Here is a 25,191-nt window from a genome sequence, read left to right as displayed (position 1 = left end):
AGCGATAAAATCCCGAATTCTCGGTATTATTTGCCGTGGCTGTCGTGGGCTTCCAGACGGTTGCGCAAGGAGTCGATCTCGTTGAAGAAGCGCTTGCGGATTTCGGCAGCGAAGGGGTTGTCGCGTTCGATGGAGAGGAAGAGCTCGTCGGAATCGCCGGAGACGAGGCCGACCCCCTGCATCAGCAGATCATAGGAGCGTGTGGTATGCACGGTTGGCAGGGGCTCCAGACCACTCAGAACCTTGGCAATCAGGTGGGTCAGGCCCTGCACAGCCGCCAGCGCCTTGTCGTGTTCCTCCGGCGTGGCCACCGAAACCTTGAGATCGAGCGTCTTCTCAAAGAACCGCACCAGTGTGTTCATATGACGCACGCGCACCGGGCACAGGACGATTTCCAGGTCGTGGACGCCCTTGCGCGCCGATTGCGGCCCGAACAGGGGATGGGTGCACAGAATCGACACCGTGGAAGGCAGGGTCTCGATGAGCCACTTTGCCGGTTTCATCTTGACGGAACCGACATCGGCCACCAGCCCGTTGGGCTTCACATAGGGCGCGATGGCCTTTGCCAGGGCTTCCAGGGTGCGGATCGGCGTGGCCAGCACTACCACATCGCAGGCGGCGGCGGTTGGCAGGTCCGTGAGGGTGACATTATGACGTTTGGCGTAGGCGCGGGCGTCCGGACTGGGGTCGCAGGCATAGATGTCGAAATAGGGGGACAGATGCCTGACAATCAGGCGCCCGAAAGCGCCGAGACCAAATAAACCCAGAGTGCGAACCTTTTTGGACACTTTGTCCCTGCCTCAGATAAAAATGAAGCGCGCCACCTAACATGAAACCATAGACGTGGCGAGAAAAAACATCCTTATTGATGCAATTAAAAGGTCCGTTTTTACTAAAAGAACACGATTGTGCGAATGATTTTGCTGGAAAATCAGTTTCCAGTGAAACGTTTTTTCTTGCCCTTCTTTGCGTCCGGCGGCGGCATCTCACTGGCGAGCTGGGACGGCGTCTTTGGCAGTTCGTCCGGCGTGATGAAGCCGTCACCATTGCGGTCCAGAATGGTGAAGCGCTGGTTGGTAGCCGCCAGCCATTCGTCACTCTTGACGCGGAAATCAAAATTGGCGTCGGCGGCGCGGATGGGTTGAGGCTCATCGATCAGGCCATATTGCGAGGCGCCGATCAGTTGCTTTTGGTAACGGCCGGCCGTCGGGTCGCTGACCTGCCCGGAATCGTCCGGTTGTGCAACATAGTTCTTGGGCTGCTTGACGCGCGGATCTACGACTTGGATTTCCGGTGCTACCTTGGTCTCGTAATTGGTATTTTCCGGGCTGTTGATATAGCCGTCGTGATTCAGGTCGAGCGAATTGAAGAAATGGGTGGCATCGGCGACGAACTCGTCATGGCTGATCTTGCCGTCCTTGTCAGTGTCCACCTGCTGGAACCATTTCATCACCGGATAGGGCTCATTAGCCGCCGAGCGGAAGGGCTGGCCCGAGGGAGAAAAGAAGATGTTCTGATTCATGCCTATGCCGAGGTAGCCTTGCGCGCCTGCGGCAGAAGCGAGACCGGTGCCGGCGATGAGAAGCGGAAGAAGAAGGTGGATAGGGCGCATGGCGGTGTCACTGCTCTGGAGAATGAAAGTGGTCTGACGGGTACGGACGTTTTGTGGTCAATTTTGGGCCTGGAATCAGCTTATATGTACTGCCCGATACAGGCAAGCCGGTCCGTGAGGCGGGAAAAACTTGCCGGATAAAATTTTCCTAGAGTAAAAATTGCTCATTTTTATATTTACAACGTTATAATCGTAATCGATTACTGTATGTTTGAAGTCCTTATTGCGTTATTTTCGTTTCTATTTTGAAATATCCATTAAAATAACATCCTGTTAACTTTAATATTTTTTTCTGTTGACTTGCCGGCGTCTCTCCACCGGCATTTTCAGGAGATAAACATGCAGATAGGCAGCACGACGGGGTCATCCCTCAGTCAGTTATTGTCTCAGATGCAGAGCAAACTGGCGTCCCAGACGTCTTCCACCTCTTCTGCCTCAAGTACGTCCAGTACTTCGGGCAGCAGCGGGTCATCGTCTTCGACCAGTTCGACTACCTCTGCCTCTTCGACAACCAGCGTAAGCGAAGACTTAAGTTACTTCCTCAGCCAGATGTCCGATGAACTGATGAGCAGCCTGCTCGACGCTCAGCAGCAAGGCCAGGGGCCGGGCGGTCCTGGCGGCCAGCAGGGCGCTCCCTCCCTGTCCGACATGGACAGTGATGGCGATGGGGCGCTCAGCAAGACCGAGATGGAGGCCTTCGATACCTCCGTCACGGGCAGCACCGATACCACGCGTGCCGATCAGATGTTCGCCGCTATGGATACCGATGGCGACGGCTCGGTCACCTCGACCGAAAAATCGGCCTTCGATGAGCAGATGGCTGCCAATGGCCCGCAGGGTGGGGCTCAGGGCGCCGGCGGGCCTCCGCCAGGACCTCCGCCGGGCGGCATGGGTGACAGCACCTCCACCTCATCAGCTTCCAGCAGCCTGAGCAGCACTGATTCCACTACGGACATCGCCAGCCTGCTCAAGGAACTGCAGGATGCGATCTCGTCCTACAGCCAGAGCAGTCTGCAGTCGATGGCCACGGCCTCTACCTCCAGCCTGTCAGTGGCAGCCTGACACGAGGTCTGAAACGAAAAAGACGCTTCTCTGCAGCCGCAGAGAAGCGTCTTTTCAATTCAACAGTCAGGATTTCCGTCAGGAGCGATCCGGGAACAACTCGCGGCGGATCGAGGCCCAGATATAGTCGAGCACCAGATAATAAAAGACGGTCTTGACCAGCTTCACCGTCTGGATGTCGTAAAAATATTGCAGGCCGATGCACAGCAGCAGCGTGGCGATCATCACCAGGCCCGCAATCATCAGCTTTTTCGGCATCAGCAGTTTTTCAGTCAAAGACATGTACGCGTCTCCACAACTTATGACATTTTAACTTTTACAACCGCCGGATTTATAATCTCTTAACACCGGTTAACAGGGGTGCGTCAATCAAAAAATGCGCCTGAAAAGCGAGGGGGGTGGGATTTCACCCCGTCTGCGACCGTGATAGCGTCGCCGCATGAGCCGTGAATTCGTCAATGCGCTGTGCACCACCCTGCCGGGCGCCGAGGTCTCCGATCCGTGGGGCGGCGGCCATGACACCTGGAAGGTCGGCGGCAAGATGTTCGCTTCCATCGGCGCGGTGACGCCGGCCGTCTCGGTCAAGACCGCCGCCATCGAAGTGGCGGACATGCTGGTCGAGGCCGGCATCGGCCAGCGCGACAAATACATGCACCGCTCATGGGTTCAACTGCCCTGGGGCACGCCGGAAGACGAGCTGCGCGCCCGCATTCTCGATTCCTACAGGCTCATCCGGGGCGGACTACCGAAAAAGGTTCAGATGGCGCTGGGCGTCATTCCGGGGGACAAGACATGATTTCAAAACGCGCTTTTCTGGCTGGGCTGACCGCCTCCGGCCTCGTCGCTCCCGCATTTGCCCAGACTGCGCCGGCATCCATGGTGGCCAATGCCAAGCCAATCGACGCCACCGAGCGGCTGGCCCGCATCGACAAGCTGCAAGGTCTGATGCAGGCGCAGGGTATTGCCGCTCTGCTGGTCGAATCCGGCTCGACGCTCGACTACTTCACCGGCATCCAGTGGTGGACCTCCGAACGCGTCACCGCGGCAGTATTGCCGGCAAAGGGCGCGGCCATCGTCGTCACGCCCGCCTTCGAGGAGCCGAGCGTTCGCGAAACCCTGCAGATCGAGGCCGATGTCCGGCCATGGAACGAGCATGAGAACCCGGAAGCGCTGATCGTACAGGCGCTGAAGGATCGGGGCCTGACGGCGGGACGGATTGCCATCGAGCCCGATGTGCGCTTCTTCATCGTCGATGCCCTGAAGGCGCAGGGACCGGCCTTTGAACTGGTCTCCGGCCAGGGTCTGGTCAATGCCTGCCGCCAGATCAAGTCGCCTGCCGAACTGGCCCTGATGCAGGTGGCCAACGACATCACCATCGCCGCCCTGCGCCAGGTCCATGCGGCCGTCCAGCCCGGCATGTCGGGCCACGATATCTCCGCCCTGATGAACAAGGCGACGGTGGCGCTGGGCGGCTCGGTCGAATTTTCCATGGTTCTGCTCAATGAGGCCAGCGCCTATCCGCACGGCTCGAAACAACCGCAGACCGTGCGCGAAGGTTCGGTGATTCTGATGGATTGCGGCTGCAGCGTGCATGGCTACGAGTCGGATATCTCACGCAGCTGGGTCTATGGCACACCATCGGCAAAGCAGCGCCAGGTATGGGAAACGGTCAAACGCGGACAGGAAATCGCCCTGGCGACGGCGCGGATCGGTGTCCCGGTAGGCCGTATAGACGACGCGGTGCGCGCCTTTTACGAAAAGCAAGGCTGGGGACCGGGTTATCGCCTGCCTGGCCTGTCGCACCGCACCGGCCACGGCATCGGCATGGACGGCCACGAGTCGCCCTATCTGGTCCACAGCGACCTGACACCGCTGGCCCCCGGCATGTGCTTCTCTGATGAGCCGGGCCTCTACATTCCGGGTGAATTCGGCATCCGACTGGAAGATTGCTGGCACATGACCGAAACTGGCCCGAAGCTGTTCACACCCCTGGCCCGGTCTATAGACGATCCGGTTTAAGCCGAGGCCGAGCTGTCCGCGAAGGTCTCGCCGATGCGCTGGGCGCCGGTGATCTCGATGGGGGCGGCCAGCATCTGGCCGGCCCAGCCGCCTTCGCGGGTGTGGCTGTCGATCTTGCCCTTCAGGATGGCCTTCACCACGTCCAGACCCTTGGTGACATGGCCGAAGGCGGCATAGCCGAGCTTGTCGTCCGAGCCTTCACGACCGGCGTCCATATAGGTGTTGTCGCCAACGCAGAGAATGAAGTCGCCGGTCGCCGTGCCGGGGGCGAAGCGCGACATCGAGATGGCGCCATTTGTGTGCGAAAGGCCGGTCATCTTGGTCGATTCATGGGCGATCGGCGGGAAGGTCGGGCCCTGGATGCTGGCCTGGATAAAGCCGCTGGGGCCGGAATGGGCGGCGCGCCAGAAATTGGCGCCGACGATCTTGCCGGCGTCGAGATAGTGCAGGAAGTTGGCGGTGGTGAGCGGGGCCTTCTTCGCTTCCAGCTGGATCTCGATATCGCCCTTGGTCGTGGTCAGGCGCACGCTGACGGTTTCGGGTTCCGGCGGCGGGGCCGGCGGCGCTTTCGGCTTTTCAGCGACGGGTGCCGCGGCCTTTTCCGGCTTTTTCGAACAGGCGGCAACCGCCGTCGCGACAAGCGCCAGGCCCGCGCCGATAAATCCCCGTCTTTTCATACCGTCTCTCCAAACTGACAGGCTCGCAGTTATCGAAATTCCGGCCGTTTTGGCAAGCCCTACCGGACTGAAAGCCTCTGTTTCAGTCTGATATCGGCCGAGGACTCGCCGATCATCAGATCGACGGGCGCGGTCTCGACCGTGAAGGCCCTGGTGTCGACATTCCAGTAAGCCAGTTGCGAGGCCTTCAGGGGCAGGGTCACGGTCCGGGTCTCGCCGGCCGCCAGATGGACGCGCGTGAAGCCCTCCAGTTCTTTCAGTGGGCGTTCGACTTGTGAGGCCGGATAGCCGACATAGAGCTGAACGACCGTATCTCCCGCCACCTTGCCGGCATTGCTGACATCGACGCTGACCGTAACCTCGCCGTCCTTATTGATCGCCGGCGCGCTCGTTTTCAGATTGGCATAGCGGAAGGTGGTGTAGCTCAGACCGTAGCCAAAGGGGTAAAGCGGCTTAGCCTTGGCATACATGTAGGTGCGGCCGTGGCGGATATTGTAGTCCATCATCGGCGGCAACTGATCCATCGAAGCCGGCCAGGTGGTCACCAGATGGCCGCCGGGATTGTAATCGCCGAAGATCACCTGGGCCAATGCTGTGCCTTCATCCTGCGATGAATGCGTCATGTGCAGGATGGCGGGCACATGCGCCTGCGACCAGTTGATGGTGTAGGGGAAGCTGGAAATCAGCACCATCACCGTTTTGGGACTGGCGGCGTACACCTGCTTGACCAGATCTTCCTGTGCCAGAGCCAATGTCTCGCGGTCGCGGCCCTCCCGGCCGTCGCCGGGATCGGCGCAGGGGTTGGTGCCGGCGTCGTTCCAGTCATGCGCCATGTTCGGTCCGCAGGTCGGGTCATTGCCGACGATAACAATGGCGACATCGGCGGCCTTGGCCGCGGCCACTGCTTTGCCATCGGTATTATCCGCGGCATAGGTCACGGTCACATCCGGTCCCAGCGCGGCCTTGATGCCGGCCAGGGGTGTCACCGCATAGGGTGGCGTGCCGCCGTACCAGTCCCAGTGAACACTGTCGGCCAGTGGCCCGACCACCGCCACCGATTTCAAGCTGGCCTTTTGCAGCGGCAGAGCCCCCTTGTCGTTCTTGAGCAGCACAACGGATTCCAATGCGATCTGCTGCGATACATCGCGACTCTGATCGGTATTCCAGGGCTCGGCGCCATCATGGATTTTGCTGTAGGGCACGCGTTCCGGCGGATCGAGCAGGCCGAGCTTGAGGGCAATGCGCATCTTGCGGCGCACGGCATAGTCGATATCGGCCGGCGTCAGAGACCCATCGGCCAGGGCGGCATGGACCTCGTCCTTGTAGGTATCGAGAAACTGGTTGATGCCGGCTTTCACGCTGGCCACCACGGCATCCTTCTGGTCGGGGAAGGTCTTGTGCCACTTGACCAGATTGGTCACCGCGCCGCCATCGGAAGACAGCACCTCGACACCCCATTGTTTCGTCAGAATGCTGTCGAGTATGGGATGAATGGTCATCGGCGTGCCGTTCCAGCTGTTGTAGGACGCCATCACAGCCTTGGCGCCGCCGTCCTCGAAGGCCATGCGGAAGGGCACGGAATAATATTCCCAAAACAGCCGCTCGTCGAAATCGGACGACGACCAGCTGCGGCCGTTCTCATTGCTGTTGGCCAGGAAATGCTTCAGCAGGGCGGCCGACTGCCAGTATGTCGGATCGTCACCCTGAAGGCCCTTCACGAAGGCGGTCGCCAGGGTGCCGTTGAAAAACGGGTCCTCGCCATAGACCTCTTCGCTGCGTCCCCAGCGCGGATCGCGCGCCAGATCGGACTGCGGCCCCCACAGCATCAGGATCTGCCGGCCGTATTTTGCCGTCTGTGAGATATAGCGTGCCTCATACCCCTCTATACCGGCGGCCTTGCGCACGATTTCCGGATCCCAGGTTTCGCCCATGCCGGGCGGCTGCGGGAACTGGGTGGTGGTGATCGGCGTCAGGTTGCGCTTGCCGCCGCCGCGCTGAACCACGCCGTGAATGCCTTCGGAACTGCCGATATTGGCGATGCCGAGGCGCGGCACGCCGGTCTGGGTGCCTAAGATGTCGATCTTCTCATCGATCGTCATCAGCGAGAGGACATTGTCGATGCGTTGTTCCGCCGGCAGGTCGGGATTACGGAAGGGGTAGGCGTCCTGCGCCAGGGCGGGAACGCCGGCGCACACTATTGAAGCCGCCAGCACAAGGGCGCGCCATATCTGGCCTGACATGCGCATCTTCTCCTGAAATCGGCCGCTTCTCATTCGACGAACGGTCGGCCATCCGGAAAGCCTGTCACACGAAACCCAGGCTGGCAAGAGCTGTTAAGGCGTGGTGCGCCGGGTCTGCCAGCGGCGCCATTCGAGGATCCACATGCCGGCGATTAGGGCCAGGCTCAGTCCGTATCCGCCCCACAGGCCGACCGCGGTGATCTGGGTATACATGTCGACATGCGAGGACAGCTGCACGGCGAAATGGGAGATGATGGCATTGAGCTGGAAGGCCGAGATGAAAAGCGTCCAGATGCGCCGCGACCGCAGAGACAAGACAACAAAGCCGATCAGGGTGATGATATCGACCACCACAAAGGCAGGCACTTCGAAGCTCTCCCTTGGACGTGTGAGCTCCACCACCTCGGTCATCAGGAAGCCGACGAGCAGGATGGCGCCGCCCCAGCGTTCCGGCGCTTCGCCTCGCCACAGGGCCCAGAGGCAAGCGCCGAGCAGCAGGGTCGTCCCCAGAAATTGCCAGATGAATTCAATTGTCATGGCTTCGTTTCCCGAACAATCCGCCGACCCCGAAAGGGAAATCGCCAGACCTGCCCCCTCAGCGGATCTGGCGATTCAAAACCTGAAGACCTTCCAGCGTGCCGATGACCGCCGCGATGAGCCCGCTGACCAGGATGGCAGAGAGTACCCCCACGACCACGATCAGTCCCAGCCACTGGAATGCATTCAGTCGGGCCAGCCTGTATTCGAGGCTGCCCCGTCGTCGGTCAACCAGGCGGTCGCCGCGATCAGGTCGAACAGTGCCATCTCCGGGCCTCTGGTCATGTTCAGCCTCTGGATATCCGCCAGTATGCCGTGGATCGAGGCCCGCTTCTCCGGCGCCGCGACCCGGCGCCAGGCTGTTTCCAGCTGGTCCCAGCGGATCGTCAGGGGCGATGGAGGCAGAGAGACGGGTTTGTTCATGAGGTGAAGCTAACGATGTGTCCGGGTTTTCCGCCATCGGTCGCGTTGCGCCTCGGTCTTCACGACCGATGGCGGCGCCTTCCTGCCCGGCCTGAGGCAATGCCTCAGATAACGCCTCATGAGCGACCAGCAGGCGGGCCGCATCACGACTGCTGGCCACGCCCAGGCGCCTGCGTATTTCCTCGGTATGGGTCTTGACCGTGCGTTCGCTGATATCGAGCAGACGCGCGATTTCCTTTGTCTGGTATTGCTTTGCAATCAGCCGCAGGATTTCCTTCTGACGCGAAGTCAGGGTGTCAATGCCCGCCGGTTTACGCTCCATAGTCCACTCCTGATCCACTAACAGTTGCGGATCGTGGGCAACCTTAAGCAGGTTTTACCGTCAGTAGCCAGAAGATTGCGAAATTGACATGAAGGTTTATTGGCCGATCGGCGAGGCAATGGCCTTCTTCGCCGCCACCTTGCCGGTCGTCGGCGCGCCCTTCGCCTGGGCCTCGGACAGCAGGCCGGCGCAATTGGCATCCCTGGCATAGTCGAGATTGACGAAGGGCAGGATGGTATTGAGCGCCACTGCCAGTCCGCCCTGCAGCACGGCCGGCCCCGGATCGACGCCCAGCTTCGGCGCCGACAGATGGCCGCCAACCACGATGGGAGCGGTGACGTGGATCAGGCGGAACTTCTTGGGCTTGCCCTTGAAGACCAGCTTCATGCTTTCGTCGTTAAGATTGATCTGACCGTTGCCGTTCACGCGCGTCACGCCGGTGTCGAAGATGGCGGTCGTTGTGCGCATCTGGCCATTCCGCACCTGTAAATCAGCGACTGCGCAGCGGATATCGGTCTGGTGCGGGTCCTTGGTCAGCAGCTGAAACAGGCCCTTGGTGGCATTGACACCCATCAGTTCGGCGAAGCTCTGGCGGATCGTGCCGCGCGGCATGACGATGGTGAGCTGGCCATTGGCGCTGGCGGCCGCCTTGTGCACCGAATTGCCAGTGCCTGTGGCCTTAAGCCGCGCATCCAATACGCCTTCCAGGGGCTTCGAGCCGCTGACATTGGGCAGGAAATCCTGCACGCGCAGGCCGGTCAGGCGCATGTCGACGCTGTTTTGCTGCACGGCGTTGCGCGCATCGATCCGGGCCATGCCCTGCAGGCGGCCCTGCGGGAAACTGAATTCGACCGGATCGAGGATCAGCAGGCCATGATCGAGATTGACGCCCAGGCTGACCTCGCGCAGCGGCAGGCTGGAACTGGCCTTAACCGCCAGCGCCCGATAGCGCACCTTGGCGTCCATGCCGCGCACACGCTCGATATCGAGGGTCGAGTCCGGCAGCAGGCGGCGCGCGGTGGTGGTGGCCGTCGGGGTGGCCGATACCGAGGCACCCTGTGGCGTATTGGCCGAGGTGGCGCCGACCAGCGAGCCGAGATCCTTGAAATCGAGCCGGCGCGAACGCAGATCGCCGGTCAGGTAGGGGCGGTTGTTGCGGCTGGTATCGACTTTCAGCGTGCCTTCCAGATCGCTGCCGCCGACCCGGCCATTGATGCCGGCGATATCGTAGACGCGATTCTTGCGCGTCACATTGGCCGATATGCGGTAAGCGGGCGTATTCGGCAGGGTCAGGCCGGTCAGGTAATAGAGGTCGGCCAGGTCGCGGCCGCTGACGGAGACGGTGCCGCCCAACTGGCCGAGATCGAACGGATGCAGCACGCGCCCCTTGGCCGTGATGCGCGTCTCGCCGGCCTGCACGGCCATCTCGAACGGGTAGGGCACGCTGGTGCGCACATTGAGCAAAGGCCCGCCGGTGGCGTTCAGCGCGAACTTGCGGTCGTTCAGGCTGCCATCGCCGGTCAAGGCAAAGGCCTGGCCACCGGCATCGGCGGTTTCATGGGCATTGACCGTGCCGGTAAAGGTCATCTTACGTTGCACGCTGGTCAGGGTCAGGTGGCCGTCATTGATGATGAAGTTCCTGATCGGCGGCAGCTTGGTGGACTGGCCGGTATTCTTGCCGTCGCTGAAATCCCAGTTGGCGCGGCCGTCCTTGTCCTGGTAGAGGACGACATCCGGCCGGTCGATCTGAAGGCGCGGCAGGACAATATGGCCGATGAACAGTGGCATCAGCTCGGCGGTGACGCCGATACTGTCGACTTCGGCCAGATAGGGTTTCAGGCCGGCCTTGGCGCCCCAGTCCGGCTGGCCGACCTTCAGGCCGCCGACCGTGGCACTGGGCATGAAGCTGAAGAGATGAACGCGCAGATTGCCATCTATGGTGACCGGGCGATGCAGTTTTCCGGAAGCGATGGAGGAGACAAAAGGCCGCGCCCAGTTCCAGTTCGGCTGGGCCAGAAAGAGAAGCAGCGCACCGATGAGAAGCACGATCATGGCGATGATGCCCTGCAGCCAGCGGGGCAGGGCGCGCGCACGGGCCCACAGGCTGCGGCCGACAGACTTCAGCCAGTCCCACGCCTTGTGGAGCCATGCGACGGCCTTGGCCTCGGCGTCGGCAATATACCGGTCGATGTCTGCCTTGCTGGTCATGCGCAAAGCGTAGGGAGGCCGGTATCAGGATTCGATCAGGATTGGTTCGGCATAGTCTAGGAAGTCCGTCAGGATATACGATGCGCCGAGGTGATGATAACGGGCTTCACGATCGCCTGGTCCCTGATATGGCTGTCCAGGATATGTTTGACCACATCCATGCCTGAAACCACATGGCCGAAGACGGCGTAGCCCTGTTTGTCGGGCGTGGCAGTGCCGCCGGCATCGAGATAGGTCATGTCGCCGATGCAGATGGTGAATTCGTTCGAGGCCGTGCCTACAGCATAGCGCGCGGTCGAGACGGCGCCATCGGTATGCGAAAGTCCGGTCTGGCTGGTCGGCTCGTGCGGGATCGGCGGATAGGTGCGATCGCCGCTGTTGAACTGGATGAAGCCGGCGTCTCCAGCGCGGATGGCACGGTAGAAGGTGCCATTGTCGAGTTTCTGCGTGTCGACATAATGCAGGAAATTGGCGGTGGTCTGCGGCGCGTGCTTGCCATCGAGTTCGAGCACGATCTCGCCCTCACTGGTCTCGATAGCCACGCGCACCGTATCCGGCGGCACGTCGAGTCCGGTGTCCGGCAGGTACTTTGGCGCGGGCGTCGCCGCGGGTTTGGGCGGATCGGCGGGCTTCGAGCAGCCGGCCAGCAGGGCACCAGCGGTCAGGATCAGGAAAAGGCGTCTGGTCATGAGACGACTATTAAAAGCGAAACGCATTCTGGCAAGGGGTGCGGTAGTGGCATTCTCCGGAAACAAGGAGAAAGCGACTTTATCTTTGGCCCTATCTTTGGCCCTGGCGGAAGGCGAGCGGGCGTTGGCCCGTCGCTTTATGGAAGAACCGCGAAAAATACGAGGGATCCTCAAAGCCAAGCCAATAGGCAATCTGTCCGATCGACATATTGGAATAAATCAGATTTCGCTTCGCTTCGGCAATTATGCGGTCATGGACCAATTTGGCTGGCGGCTCGCCGATGACGTTCTGGCAGGCCACGCGCAGGGCCGAATAGGTAATGTTCATCTCATCGGCGAAGCGCTGAACCGGCCAGCCTTCGCGATAGCGGCGCTCCAAGAGTTCGGTAAATTGACCAACAATGGTAGAGTGTACGCCAAAGAGGGTTGACTGCGCGGTTTGCTGGGCACCGATCTCCCGCAAGAGCGTGATGAGAATGCGAGTGACATAGGCTTCAGCCATGACAACGGCGCCAACCTCGCCGGTATCGAGTTCCTGGTCCAGCTCCAGCAGGGTCTCATTCAGCAAGCTGAATGACCGGGGCGAATTGGCAAGCGATAGGGTGCGGGGAGATTTGAAGATCGTGTCGATGCCAATGTGTTCGGCGATCATCTTGCGTCGGAACGACTCGGCAATTGTCAGAACCCAGCCATCGGTATCGACATCGTAGCTAAAGCCGTGAACAACATGGACGGGAACAACGAGAACCGAATGCGCCCCGAATGGCAGGGTGGTCTCATCCGCCTGCATAGTGCCGCCACCCGTTTTGACCAGGACGATCTGCGTGAACCCCGGGTGAGAATGCGGCGCGATATGCCAGTTGGATTCCCGGCAGCGTTTGGACAGAGGTTCGACATTGACGAACCAACTGCCGTCGGCTTCGCTGTCGCCATAGAGATAATAGCGTGGAATGCCTGGCGATGCCCCGGCTCCGGCAAAGGTGAGTTTGCGCTCTGTCATGTTCCGCCCGTTTTGCTTTTTTTTAAAAAGTACCAGAAATTGCGCGAAAAATCCATCGCCCAAGCCGGTAACTTGGCATTTAATGGATGATATTGGACAAGTATTGATAAGGTCAATATGCAGTCTGCAAAATGAAAATTGATGTACGCCTGGTGTTTGTGCGCGCGGGTGCGAAAAACTCTGCGGTCTATAAACGGAGGGTTTGTTTTGGGGATGAATTAGACATGTGCAGTCGCATGTATGAGGTGTCTTTGGGCGCTATGCTGGGTGGATTATTGCTTTTTAGAAAATCATTCATATCTCGCTTGGGTCGATTGCTAGGGGCGGCGTTTCGCTTATTGTTGAAATGCATTGCTCTATCCTGCTTGTCTTCTGATTGGCGCAAAGTTGTCTTTCCTCTGCCCCTCTGCCGCACGGAATTCCCATGAACCGTGCTGTCTTTTGTCTTGTCATCCTGGCAATTGACGGTGGCTTCGCGCTCCTGAGTTCGAAATCCCTAAGGCTTCCGTCCCAGATCCCGGCGGTATCCGGCATTCCGGTCTCGATTCTGGCAGGCATTGCCGGCATCGCATTGCTGGTTTTACTGAATTTTGTCATCGCGGCCCTTGTCCTGCCGAAGCGTGGAGGCGGGCAATGATCGGAATCATCTGTTTTGTCGTCACAGTGATCATCACCCTGCTGATAACTGCTTGGGCAGGGCGCCAGGGGCAGAAAAAGGCGCAGCTCTATAACGCTGGCGGCAATATCACCGGCTTTCAGAATGGCCTCGCCATTTCCGGCGACTTCATGTCGGCAACGACCGTACTCGGCATTACAGGGCTGTTTTTCTCCGGCGGCTGGGACACTATCCTGTTCTATCTGGCGCCGATTGCGGGCCTCGCCTTAATGCTGTTGCTGGTCGCCGGGCCGCTCCGTCGGCTGGGGGTTTACACCCTGGGCGACGTTCTGACCCATAGACTGCAGTCGCCAGGCTTGCGTCTGTTCTCCGGCCTGACGACTATCGTCATTTCGTTATTCTATCTGCTGGCGCAGATGGTAGGGGCGGGCACGCTGATCGCCGCCCTGTTCCATATGCCGTTCGTACTTGCCGTGACGATCGTCGGCGTGCTGATGGCGATCTATGTGGCCGTCGGCGGTATGCTGGCGGCGACCTGGGTTCAGATCGTCAAAGCCGTTCTGCTGGTGGGCACTGTGATTGTCATCGCCGTCATCTGTCTTGTGCAGGCCAACGGTATCGATGGGCTTTACAGTCAAATCGCGCCGCTGAAAGCCCAGCTTCTGGCGCCGGGAGGCATGAAGTTCGATCCCCTGTCGGCAGCGTCGCTGGGTCTGGGCATGACGGTCGGTCTGGTCGGTCTGCCGCATTTGCTGATCCGTTTCTTTACCGTCCCCGATGAGCGCGCGGCGCAGACTTCAGTCGTGGTGTCCAGTACGGTAGTGGGCGTTGTTAATATCGTACTGTTCCTGATTATCGGTCCCTCGGTCCTCGCCTTCGTCACGCAAGCGCCCCATGTCGGTGCCGACGGCAAGCTGATCGGGGGAAGCAATATGGCGATCCTGCATCTGGCGTCCCTGCTGGGCGGCGACAGCCTCTACGGAATCATTTCCGCGGTCGCATTTTCGACCATTCTGGCGGTCGTTGCGGGCCTGACCATCGCCTCAGCCTCGGCGGCTTCGCACGACGTCTGGCGTACGCTGCGTGCCCGCAAAAGCAGTGAGGCGGAAGAACTGTGGGTGTTCCGGCTGGCCGCCGTGGTGCTGGCTGGAATCGCGATCGCCCTTGCCGTCGTGTTTCAGCACGAGAATATCGCCTTTCTCAGCGCCCTGGCCTTTGCCGTGGCGGCCAGCACAAACTTTCCCGTGCTGATACTTGTCCTCTACTGGCGCAGACTCACGGCGGCGGGCGCGCTCATCGGTGGGCTAAGCGGACTTCTCCTGTCCGTAGGGCTGATCGTCGTCGGCCCTCAGGTATGGGGACCGGTTTTCCATCAGGCCAGGCCCCTGTTTCCATATGAATATCCGGCCTTGTTCGTAGTGCCCGTAACCTTTCTGGTCTGTATTCTGGTTTCGATTCTGGGCCGCAAGCCCCCTCACGAGGAATAGTCGGAATGGCTCGCATTATTGGGGGTATCGGCTCGTCACATACGCCGACAATCGGCTTCGCCGTCGATCAGGGCAAGCGGGACGATCCGGTCTGGGCGCCAATCTTCGAGGCGTACCAGCCGGTGCGCGACTGGCTGGAGGCGAAGCGCCCCGACGTCCTGTTCTTCATCTATAACGATCACGTCACTTCGTTCTTTTTCGATCACTATTCGGCTTTCACACTGGGGATAGGCGAGGCATATGAAGCGGCGGATGAGGGTGGAGGGCCGCGCAACCTGCCGCCGGTGAGGGGGCATGGGGCGCTGGCCCGCCATATTGGTCAGTCGCTGATGGCCGAAGAGTTCGATATGTCCTTCTTCCAGTCCAAGCCGCTCGATCATGGCTGCCTGTCGCCGCTCAGCGTCATGTGGCCCTATGAAGGCGGCTGGCCGGGCCAGATCATTCCGCTGGCGGTGGGCGTGCTGCAATTCCCGATCCCGTCGGCACGGCGTTGTTACAAGTTTGGCAAGGCTCTGCGCCGGGCGATCGAGAGCTATCCGGAAGACCTGACCGTCGCCATCGTTGCGACCGGTGGACTGTCGCATCAGGTACATGGCGAACGCGCCGGCTTTAATAATCCTGAATGGGATCGCGAATTCCTCGACCTGATGATCGACCAGCCGGAAACCCTGGCCAATATGACCCATGCCCGCTACGCCGAACTGGGCGGCTGGGAAGGCGCCGAGGTGATCATGTGGCTGGTCATGCGCGGCGCCATGCCGGATCGTATCAACTGCCTGCATAAGAGCTATTATCTGCCGTCCATGACCGGCATTGCCAATTTGCTACTGGAGCCGGCCGAAACAGACCCCGTTACAGATGTCGAGGCGCAGCGCGTTTTGATCGGCCGCCAGCTGGAAGGGGCCGAAGTCCTGACCGGTACCTATCCCTTTACGCTGGATCTGAGTGTTCAGGCTTACCGGGTCAATCAGTATCTGCACAATATGGTGCACCCCTCTCACCGTCAGCTGTTCCTCAATGATCCAGAGGCGTCATTCCAGCAGGCTGGTCTGTCGGAGACGGAGCGAACGCTCATTCGTAACCGCGACTGGGCCGGCCTGATTCATTACGGCGCAATCTTCTTCGGTTTGGAAAAGATGGCGGCCGTGCTCGGCCTGCCGAATGCCGCAGTTTATGCGGGCATGCGCGGCGAGACCATGGCTGATTTCCAGAAGACACGGAACGCCCCGGGGGCCATCTATTCGGTTTCAGACATTAAGGTCAGATAGCGCCTTCCATCTGCTCAGTCCGCGAATGAAGGGGGCATTTGCGACAGACTGTCAAATAGATCACAGGTCAAGAAAAAGACATTTGAATTACAAAAAGTACCAAAAATACTGCGAATTGTCCATCGTTTCCCTGTTTCTGCAACCGTACGGTAATCGGATAAGTCTTTCGTTTCAGTCTGAAATAAAAGGCTTTGAAGATAAAAATATACGTGACGGCCCGTCTAGTTGCGATAACGCCTGATATCAAGGGCTATACATACAGGGAATGAAAGAATGAAGGGGTTTCTAAAATCTAGTCTTATCGCGTCTTGCGCCATGATTGCCTATCCTGTCGTTACCGGCGGAGCTCAGGCGCAGGACACCGCCAAGAAGGACGACGAAATTGTCGAGGTCATCGTCACCGCGCAAAAGCGGGCGGAGGTGGCTTCGAAGACGCCGGTGGCCATTACGGCCTTCTCCGGCGACATGCTCAAACAGCAGGGCGTCATCAATGTCGCCGACGTCCAGAACGTCGCCCCCTCCGTTGCGGTCGGCAATGACGGGTACGGTGTCAATCTGAACATTCGAGGCGTGACGACGACCGATACGCGCAGCAAGGGTGAGCAGGGTATTGCGTTCAGCGTCGATGGCATTCCGATCGGTCGTCCCAGCGAGCAGGGCGTGGCCTTCTTCGACACGCAACGGGTCGAAGTTCTGCGTGGACCGCAAGGGACTTTGTACGGCAAAAGCTCGACCGGAGGCGCTATCAATGTGATCACGAATAAGCCGAGTTCGTTCTTCGATGCCGCCGGTGATGTGGAACTCGGTAATTACAACACGCGCCGCGCCAACCTCATGTTGAACCTCCCGCTTAACGACAAGCTGGCGGTTCGTTTTGCGGTGAACAGCAATAAGCGCGACGGGTTTGTCGAGTTGAACAATGGCGGAACGCCGTTAAACGACGAAGACAACACCTCAGGCCGTATGTCGGTCCTGTGGAAGCCTGCCGATAATTTCTCTTTCCTGGCTACGGTGACCGGCGGGGAACTGGGCGGGGTGGGGTCCACAGTCGTACCGGTCTACAATGTCGCCAACTATTCGGGTGAGGCGCAGCGCACAGGCTACTCCAGTCCGGTGACTGGCGATATCAATGAGCACTACACCAATCTGAACGCCGAAGCGAACTACAGCTTCAATGGTATTCGGGCGACCGTTCTTGGCGGCAGCCTCTTCTTCAAGGCACATGACCTGAATCAGTTCGCATTCAACCCGGCGGGCAATACCAGCCAGTATCAGTTCCGTCTCTATCAGGGCGATGTCAGCACTGACTATGCCGAACTGCGTTTCTCGAACGACACGCCGGGCAAGCTGGACTGGGTGGTCGGGACGAATTACTTCCGTGAAGACATAAACGAAAGCGACCATGTTTGGAACCTGGCCGTCGCCACCCCGGATATTTCGAACAGCAAGAATAGCATCAACCCGCTGAACGAGACGGTACACACGAGCCGGGGCCTGTTCGCCCAGGGCACCTATCACTTCACCGATAAACTGGGTCTGACCCTGGGCGCGCGTCAATCGAGCGATGCGGTCTGGCGTCTGGGTACGTTTGCGGCGGGGCCGGGGCCCTGGCTTGACGAAGACGGCAACACCTGCGTCTGGCCGAACAGCTGCGTCGGTACGGCCAACAATGCCTCACAGACGGAAAAAAAGACGACATGGCGGGTGGGGCTCGACTATAAGTTAACGCCGAACCAGATGATCTATGGCAGCGTCGCCACAGGCTATAAGGCGGGCGGGTTCAACGACTTCGATCCAGATACTGGCACGGTCGGCACCTATGAGCCGGAAGAGCTGACCGCTTATGAAATCGGGTACAAGGGCCGCATCCGCAGCAACCTGCAGTACAATACCAGCGCCTTCTATTATGACTACTCTAAGGATCAGATCAGCAGCCGTCTGTTGTTCGGCACGGCTCGGGTGATCTACACGCGTTCGGTCCCGGTCAAGATCAGCGGTTGGGAAAATGAAGTTCACTGGAAGCCGACGTCGGCGGATGCCGTGGATGCGTCCATTGTCTTTATGGATTCGCACTATGTGAAGTTCATGGCCGGTATCAATCAGAACGTCGATTGGAGCGGCAAGAAGCTGGACAAGACGCCATCGACGTCCGGCACCCTGGCCTACAGCCATACCTGGACGCTCAAGGATAACAACGCGCTCGTGGCCCGCATCGGCACCAAATATAGTGCCGATTACCTGCTGAGCGACTTCGTCAACGCGGTGCAGTTCACTCAGAAAGCCTTCACGCGGACGGATCTGACGCTGACCTACCGCTTCGATGACGATAAGATGTATTTCGAGGGGTTTGTGAAAAATCTCGAAGACAAGATTCAGGCGGTCAGCTCGCCGATCAACTACTCCGCGTCCGTTGCGGATGCTGCCGCCTCGGCTGTTTCTCAGCCACGGATGATGGGCGTGCGTTTCGGCGCGAAGTACTAAGCGTTACACCCTTTGGGGCGGGCTCTTTAGGCCCGCCTCCTTTTAGTTGTGTCTTGTGACCAAATTTCATTCCAATTGGCCAGTTTTGGGTTTACCCGAGAAAAGCAGTCCTGGAGTGACAGTGCTGATCGGCGCGTGGCAGGCGCTTAGGACTTTCTGTTATGCAGGCTGCGTGATGCACCAAGTAAAAAGATAATTCCAACGAGTCCTGAGACCTGCATTAAGGCAATGGCAGGTGCGAGACCATCCGAGAAGCCGCGCTCCGCGAAGCAATCGCTGAACCAGCCCGCCAGAGACGGTCCGGCCCCCATGCCAATGACATTCAAAAGAAACAGTACAGTCGCCATGCCTAGCGCACGCAAACGAGGTGGTAGGAGTGCCTGGCTGGCGGTGAAGATCGGCGCGTATATCGCGGATTGAGAAAACTCTACAACGAAGTAGCAGACGTACATCGCAACGCCTGTCAGCTTGAAGAAAATAACAGCGCCAGCGCCCGAGAACACGAAACCCAGCACCGCAAGCCATATGTACCAGCGCTTATCGCGATTTCCGAGCTTGTCCGCCAGGAGGCCGAACAGAAGCGTGCCGACAAAGCCCGTAACGCCCTGAAACAGACCGCTGATAGAGCCCACTTCTGACGAACTCATATGGTTGACCCGGATCATGTAGGTCGGAATCCAGTTCTCGAAGGTGCTGTTGGCAGCCCCTACCAGAGCGAAACCGATGGCAATCAGGAGAAAACTGGGGTGGCTGAAGATATGGGCGGCGGCTTCCTTTAAGCTGTATTGACGGTCGCTCCCTTCCACATGTTGGTCATAGAGGCCGCGCTGTGGTTCCTTCACGATCAGGAAAAACAGTGTCGCGAGCAGGACGCCTGGAAAGCCGAGCATCATGAAGGCATAACGCCAGCCGAATTTATCCTCCAGAATGCCCCCGAATGTAAGGCCGGCCCACATGCCGATGGAGATGCCCAGGCTGTAAATGGCAATGGCAGTCCCACGTCGCTTCTGGGGGAAATAGTCTGAGATCAGGGAGTAAGCCGCAGGTGAACAGCCCGCCGATGAGATGGCGATGCCACACCGGCTGAGCGCCAGCGTCAGGAAACTACCGGCGAAGCCGCTGGCCGCTGTCAAAAGACTCCATGCGCCAACAGCCGCCGTGATGATGGCGCGGCGTGACCCCTTGTCGGCAAGGCGGGCGATGGGAAAGCCCGCGAGCGAATAAAGCAGTGAGGAGCCAAATCCCGTCAAGAGCCCGATCTGGGTGTTCGTGACATGTAATTCCTTGCTCAACGGATCGATCAGAATGATGAGCAGGGACCTGTCGACCCAACTGAAGCTGTAAGCGGCCACCAGCATGGCCAGCACTATCCACGCCCGGACCGGCACGCGCACTTCAGGAGAAACGCGCGGCGTTTGTACCTGCGGAATATCAATGTCACTCATGTCGCGCCTTACTGAAGGGTACTGATCTCGGTATGAAACATGGCGCCGAGCATGCCGAGGATGCTGAACTACGAAACCAAGCTTGTCACAAATTCGAACAAAAGTTCGCCCATGTCAGATGGCCCGCTTCAGCCCCTTATTTGTGAGGGATGGCGCGGCATTCACAGCCTCGACATGGTCTACAAAGGCATTGATCAAAGGAGATAACTTGCCCTGCCGAGTGATAATGGAAATGTGGCTTTTGTAGCCGAAGGTATCCGGCAGGATCTTGCGGAAACGCGTCGGGTTGGGTTGGCACGCGACATAGTGGTCCGGCAGGAAACCCAGGTAGCGTCCAGAGGCCACCAGCATGCTCAAGGCCTCCATGTGATCGACCGTTGCGGTCCGCTTGAGCAGCCCGCGCACGCCAAGCTTCTCCATTTCGTGCTCGAAGGGATACCCTACGAAGTCGCATTGCCTCAGGTCATCCTCGGTAATGTTTCCCTGGGATGTCTGCCAGACCGGGTGATCCTCGGTGCAGTACATGAAGCAGGCCTCTTCATAGAGGAAGCGGTAGTTTAGCTGCTCCATTCGCCTGCGTTCGAAAACGATGCCGACATCTAACTCGCCGTCGATGACTTCCTGTTCGATATAGTTCGACGTCTTGCTTGAGATCCGGAAATGCACATTGGGGTAGGCGGCCTTGTAGGCTTCGAAAGCGCGCGTCAGTCGGAAATTGGGGTCGGTGGTAAGCGCATCGACCATGCCCAGGCTGATCGCGCCGGCCGGGTTGGTATAGATGTCCCGTACGCGGCTTTCGAATATCACCAGATCATCGAACAGCTTCTGGCAGGCATCATGTACGTGTTTGCCCTCGGCCGTCAGTGTGAAGCCGCGTCGGCCGCGGTCACAGAGCCGCACGCCCAGGCGAATTTCCAGATCCTTGATATAGCGGCTGATCGATGGCAGACCGATCTGGAGTTCGGACTCTGCGGCCACGAAGCCCCCGTGTTTCACCACGGTTGCGAAGGTGCGCATAAGGCGTAAATCGTTGTCGCTGATCCGCCCGGTAAAAGGCTTCAGTCCCAGTTCCATAGTTTCAGGCTCCGGCAAGTATCATTGCGAACAGCCCTATTCTCCAGCTGTCATAAAACCGTATCAATGAAGGTGACGATCTGTACAGAACGAGATTCGTGCAGTTCAGAACTGTTGCGATGCAGCAACACCTGTTGGAGCGCAATTGTTGTATTTAAATAGTTTTTCTTCGTTTTTCGATTTGGACGTGGAATTAAATATTGTGCAATGCAGCAATTTTTTGCCCAAAAGCGTGCCGGATTTCGTCCCTAAGGCGAAGTCTCTGCCATCTGCAATTATTTCCTAAATGTACAATTAAACAGGAGCCGAGTTGTGACCTTACGTCAACTGTTAGCCGGCGTGATCGCCGTCGCGGTGGCTATATCGCCCCTGGCCGCGTCTAGCCAGACCAGGAGTGATCGGTGGGCGGGAGATGGCGGGGTGACGGCCTTCTATACCTATGACCTGAAGATCCCCGCTCAGCCAGGTGTCATGTTGCGGACGGAAGCCGCATCGGCGGAGGTGTCGGTGCCGTCGGCGGGATCCGCCTACCGGATTCTGTATAGCTCATTGGACTGGCGTGATGGCAAGACGCCCATAACGGTCTCGGGACTTATCTTCTTCCCGAAAGGAGCGCCGCCTAAGGGCGGGTGGCCCATCTTGGCCTGGTCGCACGGCACGACCGGAGTTGCCGATGTGTGCGCCCCGTCGCTTAATCCCAGGTCCGAGCGTGACAGAATCTATCTCAGTGCCTGGCTGGACGACGGTTATGCCATCGTCGCAACCGATTATTCCGGTCTCGGTACCCCAGGCGCCCATCCTTACCTTCAATATAGATCCGAGGGTATGGCCGTTCTGGACAGTGTGCGTGCGGCGTTAAAAGCCTATCCTGGGAAGCTGCAAAACAAGATCGTCACCATCGGCCAATCCCAGGGCTCGGGGGCTGCAATCGCCGCCGCCTATCTCGCCCCCACCTACGCCAGGGATCTCAGGATCAAGGGAACAGTCGCAACGGGCATCGTGGCGCACACCACCCATCTGAACGGGGCGAGACAAGAACCGGTACCCAGCCTCTATACCGAAACGGATACGGCGAAGAACGCGGGCTACGAGATGCTGTATTTCCTGGGAACCGTTCGGTCGATTGACCCTGATGGGATCCGACCTGAAGATTACATTTCCGACGCGGCCTGGCCGCTGCTTGAGAAGGCGCAGAGTACCTGCCTGTCAGGTCTCAGCACCTATGCGGGCCAGCTCGGCGTGACGGTTGACCAGCTTTACAAGCAGCCGATTGATGAACTCGAGAAGCGCGCCGATCAGGCTGGCGATTTCCCGGATGTCAAAATCCGGACGCCGGTATTTGTCGGCACGGGGTTGGCGGACTCGGACGCGCAAACCGCGACCCAATATAATTTCGTTTCTGCCATGTGCGCCGCGCGCGATGTTGTGGAGTGGCATTACTATCCCGGCGCCACGCATTCGAGTGCGGTCTTACGTTCACGCGCAGATAGCCCGGCCTTCGTGGAGGCTGTCATGCACGGACGAAAGATTGCTAATCGCTGCGGGAGTCTTGTGCCGCCGGGGCCATTGCAAGCGCCCGATAGCTAATCGGAAGCCCCAAAGGCCGCCTCCTTTCGGAAGTGGCCTTTTGGGCAGGGCTTGTGGCGCCTTTGTTCACACCTGGGCGATGAAGGCGCGCCATCCGCCAAATTCGGTGATATCGCGAGCGCCCTCCATGGCGCGGGGTTCCGCGACGAACCCCTTGACCGTCCGGCCATCAGTCAGGACCACCGAGCCGATCGCCAGCGGCGCCGGTACGTCGGCAACGAAGCTGCCGAAGGCGCTGAGGTTCAGTTCGTACAGTTCGACGGCAATCGAGGCGCCGTCGTTAGCATGTATAAGTGCGGGTTTCGGCGGCGTTGAATTGGCGATGCTGTACAAACGATAGGTGGGCGCTGTCTGCGCAGGTCCAAGTGACCGGGCATTACGAGACGTCAGTTGCCAGTGCAGCGGCATGCCCTCAAGGTGGGCGCCTACGACGGCGAGCGTAACCGTTTCCATTTTCTCTCCCAGATCAAGCGATGGCGCCTCGGGCAGCGCTGCAGTGGACAAATAGGCCTGCCCGATATCGAGCAGGGCGCGATCGCAATGGGCAGGGCCAATCAGGGTAATACCGAAGCCCGTTCCGTTTTCGCGAAAACCGGCGGGCAAGGCGACTGCGCTCATATCGAGCAGGTTGACGAAATTGGTATAGAGGCCAAGGGCGGAGTTGAGGCGGATCGGTTCCTGCCGCATTTCGGAAATACGGTAGCAGGTCGGTGCGGTGGGCAAGGCCAGAACGTCCACCCCTTGCCACATCGCCTCGGCTTCCCGCGCCAGGGCTTTTAGCCTGTATTCGCCTTCGAAAAGCTCGACCGCGGAAATACCAAAACCGGCAGCGCTGATCGCCCTAACAGTGGCGTCCATGACATCCGGATTCGTCTGGAGCAGCTTTTTCAGGGCGGTGGTGCGTTCGGCCACCCATGGGCCGCCGTATAGAAGCAGGGCGGCTTCCGACAGAAAATCGATATCGATCTCTATCAGCTCAGCCCCCATAGCGCTCAGGGCAAGCAGCGCTTGGTCGTACAGAAACGCACTTTGCGCATCACCCATGAAATTACGCTGGGCCGGTAGGGGGACGCCGATTTTCCGGCCCGATCTGGGCACATTCTCCAGCGGCCTTGAGAAGGGATCGGTCAGGTCGAAGCCCGCCATGACGGCGTCAACAAGACCCGCGTCCTCAAGCGAATGCGTAAAGGCCGTGATGCAGTCGAGCGAACGGCAGGCCGGCACCAGACCCGATGTGCTCCAGCGGCCCTTTGTGGGCTTGAAGCCGATGAGATTGTTGAAGGCGGCCGGCACTCGACCGGACCCCGCCGTGTCAGTGCCAAGGGCGAAGGCGACGAGACCGGCGCCCACAGCCACAGACGAGCCTGAGCTTGAGCCACCGCTGACAAACGCCCGATTGAAGACGCAATGCGGCGCGCCGAAGGGGCTGCGCGTGCCGTTCAGGCCGGTGGCGAACTGATCCAGATTGGTCTTGCCGACCGGGATGGCGCCGGCTTCTATCAGTTTGTTGACAACGTAGGCCGAGGCGGTTGGCGGGTAGGAGAAGGCCGGGCAGCCGGCCGTGGTGTCGATGCCCTCCAGATCGATATTGTCCTTGATGGCGAACGGCACGCCAGCCAGGGGCAGGATTTCGCCGGCCGTCAGTCGTGCGTCCACGCGCGCGGCATAGGCCTCGATCTCTGGCTCTGACAGTCTGGAAATCCAAATCTGCGGCTGAACCCGGTCATAGGCCCGGATGCGATCCAGGGTTTTCTGAATAACCTTCGCCGCCGTCGTTACGCCGGCCTGTACTGCGCTGGCGGTCGCCTTTACGCCGATCATGCCGACACAATCATGCGTACGGGTGTGGGATTGAACCCATTGCAGGGGTTGTTTATCTGCGGGCAATTCGAAACCACGACCGTGACATCCATTAAGGCCTTCAGTGTCACCGAGAGGCCGGGCGCGGATATGCCATCGACAATGCCAAGCGCGCCGTCCGCCTCTACAGGCACGTTCATGAACCAATTGATGTTCGACACCATGTCGCGCTTGTTCCGTCCAGCCCGAGCATTGGCATCGAGGAAGTTGTCGACACAGGCGTGTTGTGACTTGGTGTGGTGGCCATAGCGCAGGGTATTGGACTCGCACGAGCAGGCGCCGCCGATCGTATCGTGGTAGTCGACATTGGTCGCCAGAATCGACATCATCGGCCGGCCTTCGTTCGACATCAGCTTGGCACCGGTCCGCAGGAAGATATTTCCCTGAGCGGCAATCGTATCCTGGGCGCTGTACCGCTCTGCGTCGTCGGCCAGGGCGTAAGCCAGAAAGTCGACGGCCTGGTTGCCTTCGAGGTCGATGATCTCCAGGGTCTGTCCCCTCATCAGGTCATACATCCAGGGGGCACGCGCTGGCACGACCTCATCGTGAATGACTAACTGAGCCGGGTTCAAATCTTCACGCAT

At 59.2% G+C, this 25,191-nt stretch carries 22 protein-coding genes; 8 read left to right on the top strand and 14 right to left on the bottom strand.

Translation table 11 applies throughout. The features are described from left to right. Positions 1-26: 26 nt before the first annotated feature. The gene (locus QM647_RS14710) at positions 27-788 is read right to left on the bottom strand and encodes a prephenate dehydrogenase/arogenate dehydrogenase family protein (RefSeq protein ID WP_414996292.1); all 762 of its coding nucleotides are present in this window, start codon (positions 786-788) and stop codon (positions 27-29) included. Positions 789-931: 143 nt separating this feature from the next. Further along, on the bottom strand, positions 932-1,612 hold the full coding sequence (locus tag QM647_RS14705; protein WP_414996291.1) for a hypothetical protein: 681 nt from the start codon (positions 1,610-1,612) through the stop codon (positions 932-934). 339 nt (positions 1,613-1,951) lie between these two features. On the opposite strand from QM647_RS14705, the gene QM647_RS14700 reads away from it, so the two are divergent. Continuing rightward, positions 1,952-2,674 (top strand): hypothetical protein, encoded by a 723-nt coding sequence (locus QM647_RS14700; protein ID WP_414996290.1) that lies wholly within the window; start codon positions 1,952-1,954, stop codon positions 2,672-2,674. A gap of 78 nt (positions 2,675-2,752) precedes the next feature. On the opposite strand, the gene QM647_RS14695 is transcribed toward QM647_RS14700, so the two are convergent. Continuing rightward, on the bottom strand, positions 2,753-2,956 hold the full coding sequence (locus QM647_RS14695; protein WP_414996289.1) for a hypothetical protein: 204 nt from the start codon (positions 2,954-2,956) through the stop codon (positions 2,753-2,755). Positions 2,957-3,113: 157 nt separating this feature from the next. Between QM647_RS14695 and QM647_RS14690 the strand changes: the two genes are divergently transcribed. After that, a complete protein-coding gene (locus QM647_RS14690; protein ID WP_414996288.1) occupies positions 3,114-3,470 on the top strand; it encodes an MmcQ/YjbR family DNA-binding protein in 357 nt (118 codons plus the stop codon). Beyond that, complete coding sequence (locus QM647_RS14685; protein WP_414996287.1) at positions 3,467-4,693, top strand: M24 family metallopeptidase; 1,227 nt, start codon at positions 3,467-3,469, stop codon at positions 4,691-4,693. Before QM647_RS14690 ends, QM647_RS14685 begins: the two co-directional genes overlap by 4 nt. On the opposite strand, the gene QM647_RS14680 is transcribed toward QM647_RS14685, so the two are convergent. From QM647_RS14680 to QM647_RS14650, 7 genes are all read right to left on the bottom strand, one after another. After that, entirely contained in the window at positions 4,690-5,370 is a 681-nt protein-coding gene (locus QM647_RS14680) for a peptidylprolyl isomerase (protein WP_414996286.1), read from the bottom strand. The two genes, QM647_RS14685 and QM647_RS14680, sit on opposite strands and share 4 nt — an antisense overlap. A 59-nt stretch (positions 5,371-5,429) precedes the next feature. Continuing rightward, a complete protein-coding gene (locus QM647_RS14675; protein ID WP_414996285.1) occupies positions 5,430-7,610 on the bottom strand; it encodes a glycoside hydrolase family 3 C-terminal domain-containing protein in 2,181 nt (726 codons plus the stop codon). 93 nt (positions 7,611-7,703) lie between these two features. Further along, positions 7,704-8,147, bottom strand: coding sequence for a hypothetical protein (locus QM647_RS14670; RefSeq protein ID WP_414996284.1), 444 nt, complete (start codon positions 8,145-8,147; stop codon positions 7,704-7,706). Positions 8,148-8,205: 58 nt separating this feature from the next. Then, the gene (locus QM647_RS14665) at positions 8,206-8,892 is read right to left on the bottom strand and encodes a LuxR family transcriptional regulator (RefSeq protein WP_414996283.1); all 687 of its coding nucleotides are present in this window, start codon (positions 8,890-8,892) and stop codon (positions 8,206-8,208) included. A 96-nt stretch (positions 8,893-8,988) separates the two neighbouring features. Further along, positions 8,989-11,100: an AsmA family protein gene (locus tag QM647_RS14660; protein ID WP_414996282.1), complete on the bottom strand. Its 2,112-nt coding sequence runs from the start codon at positions 11,098-11,100 to the stop codon at positions 8,989-8,991. 68 nt (positions 11,101-11,168) lie between these two features. Beyond that, complete coding sequence (locus QM647_RS14655; RefSeq protein WP_414996281.1) at positions 11,169-11,789, bottom strand: peptidylprolyl isomerase; 621 nt, start codon at positions 11,787-11,789, stop codon at positions 11,169-11,171. Positions 11,790-11,880: 91 nt separating this feature from the next. After that, a complete protein-coding gene (locus tag QM647_RS14650; RefSeq protein WP_414996280.1) occupies positions 11,881-12,852 on the bottom strand; it encodes a helix-turn-helix domain-containing protein in 972 nt (323 codons plus the stop codon). 361 nt (positions 12,853-13,213) lie between these two features. On the opposite strand from QM647_RS14650, the gene QM647_RS14645 reads away from it, so the two are divergent. The 4 genes from QM647_RS14645 (at position 13,214) to QM647_RS14630 (ending at position 18,641) form a co-directional block, all read left to right on the top strand. Further along, a complete protein-coding gene (locus QM647_RS14645; RefSeq protein ID WP_414996279.1) occupies positions 13,214-13,426 on the top strand; it encodes a hypothetical protein in 213 nt (70 codons plus the stop codon). Further along, positions 13,423-14,892: a sodium:solute symporter family transporter gene (locus QM647_RS14640; RefSeq protein ID WP_414996278.1), complete on the top strand. Its 1,470-nt coding sequence runs from the start codon at positions 13,423-13,425 to the stop codon at positions 14,890-14,892. Before QM647_RS14645 ends, QM647_RS14640 begins: the two co-directional genes overlap by 4 nt. 5 nt (positions 14,893-14,897) lie before the next feature. Further along, positions 14,898-16,160, top strand: a complete 1,263-nt coding sequence (locus QM647_RS14635; RefSeq protein WP_414996277.1) for a gallate dioxygenase — start codon at positions 14,898-14,900, stop codon at positions 16,158-16,160. Between the two features lie 315 nt (positions 16,161-16,475). Then, on the top strand, positions 16,476-18,641 hold the full coding sequence (locus QM647_RS14630; protein ID WP_414996276.1) for a TonB-dependent receptor: 2,166 nt from the start codon (positions 16,476-16,478) through the stop codon (positions 18,639-18,641). Between the two features lie 146 nt (positions 18,642-18,787). Here the strand turns inward: QM647_RS14630 and QM647_RS14625 are convergent, their stop codons facing one another. After that, on the bottom strand, positions 18,788-20,086 hold the full coding sequence (locus QM647_RS14625) for a spinster family MFS transporter (RefSeq protein ID WP_414996275.1): 1,299 nt from the start codon (positions 20,084-20,086) through the stop codon (positions 18,788-18,790). Positions 20,087-20,200: 114 nt separating this feature from the next. Continuing rightward, positions 20,201-21,160, bottom strand: a complete 960-nt coding sequence (locus tag QM647_RS14620) for a LysR family transcriptional regulator (protein WP_414996274.1) — start codon at positions 21,158-21,160, stop codon at positions 20,201-20,203. 312 nt (positions 21,161-21,472) lie between these two features. On the opposite strand from QM647_RS14620, the gene QM647_RS14615 reads away from it, so the two are divergent. Next, positions 21,473-22,747 carry a lipase family protein gene (locus QM647_RS14615; RefSeq protein WP_414996273.1) on the top strand — a complete coding sequence of 425 codons (1,275 nt, stop codon included), beginning with the start codon at positions 21,473-21,475 and terminating at the stop codon, positions 22,745-22,747. Between the two features lie 66 nt (positions 22,748-22,813). Here the strand turns inward: QM647_RS14615 and atzF are convergent, their stop codons facing one another. Further along, a complete protein-coding gene (gene atzF, locus QM647_RS14610; protein WP_414996272.1) occupies positions 22,814-24,568 on the bottom strand; it encodes an allophanate hydrolase in 1,755 nt (584 codons plus the stop codon). Further along, complete coding sequence (locus QM647_RS14605; protein ID WP_414996271.1) at positions 24,565-25,191, bottom strand: urea amidolyase associated protein UAAP2; 627 nt, start codon at positions 25,189-25,191, stop codon at positions 24,565-24,567. The genes atzF and QM647_RS14605 overlap by 4 nt, the downstream gene beginning before the upstream one ends.

The organism is Asticcacaulis sp. (assembly GCF_047605585.1).
Classification (GTDB): domain Bacteria; phylum Pseudomonadota; class Alphaproteobacteria; order Caulobacterales; family Caulobacteraceae; genus Asticcacaulis.
Note: the sequence above shows the minus strand (reverse complement) of the source record. Positions and strands in the feature narration are given on the sequence as shown.

What these genes read in the sequence shown, in the direction of transcription:
- QM647_RS14705 (WP_414996291.1), bottom strand. Translation starts at nt 1,612, where the DNA reads ATGCGCCCTATCCACCTTCTTCTTCCGCTTCTCATCGCCGGCACCGGT.
- QM647_RS14700 (WP_414996290.1), top strand. Translation starts at nt 1,952, where the DNA reads ATGCAGATAGGCAGCACGACGGGGTCATCCCTCAGTCAGTTATTGTCT.
- QM647_RS14695 (WP_414996289.1), bottom strand. Translation starts at nt 2,956, where the DNA reads ATGTCTTTGACTGAAAAACTGCTGATGCCGAAAAAGCTGATGATTGCG.
- QM647_RS14690 (WP_414996288.1), top strand. Translation starts at nt 3,114, where the DNA reads ATGAGCCGTGAATTCGTCAATGCGCTGTGCACCACCCTGCCGGGCGCC.
- QM647_RS14685 (WP_414996287.1), top strand. Translation starts at nt 3,467, where the DNA reads ATGATTTCAAAACGCGCTTTTCTGGCTGGGCTGACCGCCTCCGGCCTC.
- QM647_RS14680 (WP_414996286.1), bottom strand. Translation starts at nt 5,370, where the DNA reads ATGAAAAGACGGGGATTTATCGGCGCGGGCCTGGCGCTTGTCGCGACG.
- QM647_RS14675 (WP_414996285.1), bottom strand. Translation starts at nt 7,610, where the DNA reads ATGTCAGGCCAGATATGGCGCGCCCTTGTGCTGGCGGCTTCAATAGTG.
- QM647_RS14670 (WP_414996284.1), bottom strand. Translation starts at nt 8,147, where the DNA reads ATGACAATTGAATTCATCTGGCAATTTCTGGGGACGACCCTGCTGCTC.
- QM647_RS14665 (WP_414996283.1), bottom strand. Translation starts at nt 8,892, where the DNA reads ATGGAGCGTAAACCGGCGGGCATTGACACCCTGACTTCGCGTCAGAAG.
- QM647_RS14660 (WP_414996282.1), bottom strand. Translation starts at nt 11,100, where the DNA reads ATGACCAGCAAGGCAGACATCGACCGGTATATTGCCGACGCCGAGGCC.
- QM647_RS14655 (WP_414996281.1), bottom strand. Translation starts at nt 11,789, where the DNA reads ATGACCAGACGCCTTTTCCTGATCCTGACCGCTGGTGCCCTGCTGGCC.
- QM647_RS14645 (WP_414996279.1), top strand. Translation starts at nt 13,214, where the DNA reads ATGAACCGTGCTGTCTTTTGTCTTGTCATCCTGGCAATTGACGGTGGC.
- QM647_RS14640 (WP_414996278.1), top strand. Translation starts at nt 13,423, where the DNA reads ATGATCGGAATCATCTGTTTTGTCGTCACAGTGATCATCACCCTGCTG.
- QM647_RS14635 (WP_414996277.1), top strand. Translation starts at nt 14,898, where the DNA reads ATGGCTCGCATTATTGGGGGTATCGGCTCGTCACATACGCCGACAATC.
- QM647_RS14630 (WP_414996276.1), top strand. Translation starts at nt 16,476, where the DNA reads ATGATTGCCTATCCTGTCGTTACCGGCGGAGCTCAGGCGCAGGACACC.
- QM647_RS14625 (WP_414996275.1), bottom strand. Translation starts at nt 20,086, where the DNA reads ATGAGTGACATTGATATTCCGCAGGTACAAACGCCGCGCGTTTCTCCT.
- QM647_RS14620 (WP_414996274.1), bottom strand. Translation starts at nt 21,160, where the DNA reads ATGGAACTGGGACTGAAGCCTTTTACCGGGCGGATCAGCGACAACGAT.
- atzF (WP_414996272.1), bottom strand. Translation starts at nt 24,568, where the DNA reads ATGATCGGCGTAAAGGCGACCGCCAGCGCAGTACAGGCCGGCGTAACG.
- QM647_RS14605 (WP_414996271.1), bottom strand. Translation starts at nt 25,191, where the DNA reads ATGCGTGAAGATTTGAACCCGGCTCAGTTAGTCATTCACGATGAGGTC.